This is a genomic window from Vibrio sp. YT-15 (assembly GCF_033337445.1).
Lineage (GTDB): Bacteria > Pseudomonadota > Gammaproteobacteria > Enterobacterales > Vibrionaceae > Vibrio > Vibrio alginolyticus.
In genome coordinates this window covers 1-1,252 of sequence record NZ_JAWOQR010000103.1, presented here as the reverse complement: position 1 = coordinate 1,252, position 1,252 = coordinate 1, and the positions used below count along the sequence as shown (strand labels likewise).

Annotated in this window: 1 protein-coding gene; it reads left to right on the top strand. The window is 46.2% G+C overall.

Annotated features, from left to right (window positions below; all coding sequences use genetic code 11):
* Window positions 1–1,231, top strand: a 1,231-nt coding sequence (locus tag R7D93_RS25580; RefSeq protein ID WP_318129592.1) for an aspartate:alanine antiporter, incomplete at its 5' end; no start/stop codon positions are given.
* Between the last annotated feature and the right edge of the window lie 21 nt (window positions 1,232–1,252).

The following is a 1,252-nucleotide window of genomic DNA, read 5'->3' as shown; positions in this document are numbered from 1 at the left end:
CAATATGGATTTTTCTTTGGTATTAGAAAACCTATCCGTAGGTTACGCGATGGCTTATCTGATTGGTCTGATCAGCATGATCATGTTCGCTAAGTTGCTACCAAAGTTACAAAAGCAGAACCTTTCAGACTCTGCTCAACAAATCGCTCAAGAGCGTGGCCTTGGTAACTCAAGCCAGCGCAAAGTTTATCTACCTATTATTCGCGCATATCGAGTTGGCCCGGAGCTTATCGATTGGACAGACGGCAAAAACTTACGAGAACTTGGTATTTACCGCCAAACGGGTTGTTACATTGAACGTATTCGCCGTAATGGTATTCTCGCCCACCCTGATGGTGATGCGATTTTGCAAGAAGGCGATGAAATAGCACTGGTAGGCTTCCCTGACAGCCACGCTCGTTTGGACCCAAGCTTCCGAAACGGTAAAGAAGTGTTCGACCGTAACCTTCTCGATCTGCGTATTGTGGAAGAAGAGATTGTCGTTAAGAGCGACGCGATTGCCGGCAAACGTCTATCTGATTTGAACCTGTCTGAGTTCGGTTGTTTCCTAAACCGTGTAGTTCGTGCGCAAATCGAAATGCCAATGGATTTAGACATTGTTCTTGCCAAAGGTGATGTGCTTCAGGTGAGTGGCGAGAAGAGTCGTGTACATGGCCTTGCTGAGAAAATCGGTTTTATCTCGATCCACAGCCAAATGGCCGACTTATTGGCGTTCTGTAGCTTCTTTATTCTTGGCATTATGTTTGGCCTAGTGACCATGACATTTGGTCAAGTATCGTTTAGCTTAGGTAATGCAGTAGGCCTTTTGCTGTCAGGTATTACACTAGGCTTCCTTAGAGCCAACCACCCTACTTTCGGCTACGTACCGCAAGGCGCGTTAAACATGGTCAAAGACCTTGGTTTAATGTTCTTTATGGTTGGTATCGGTTTGAGTGCTGGTGGCAAGATGTTCGAGCACTTGACTCAAGTTGGCCCACAGGTGATCGGCCTTGCGTTTATTGTTAGTGTCGTGCCTGTTGTGATTGCTTACCTTGTTGGTGCATACATTTTGAAGATGAACCGCGCATTGCTATTCGGGGCGATCATTGGCGCACGTACTTGTGCACCGGCGATGGATGTTGTAAACGAATACGCGAAGTCGACGATTCCAGCTCTTGGTTATGCGGGTACTTATGCGATAGCCAACATCCTGATGACGCTAGCTGGTACGATTTTGATAATTTTGAGTTAACCGGTTTGAGTTTAATGAAAC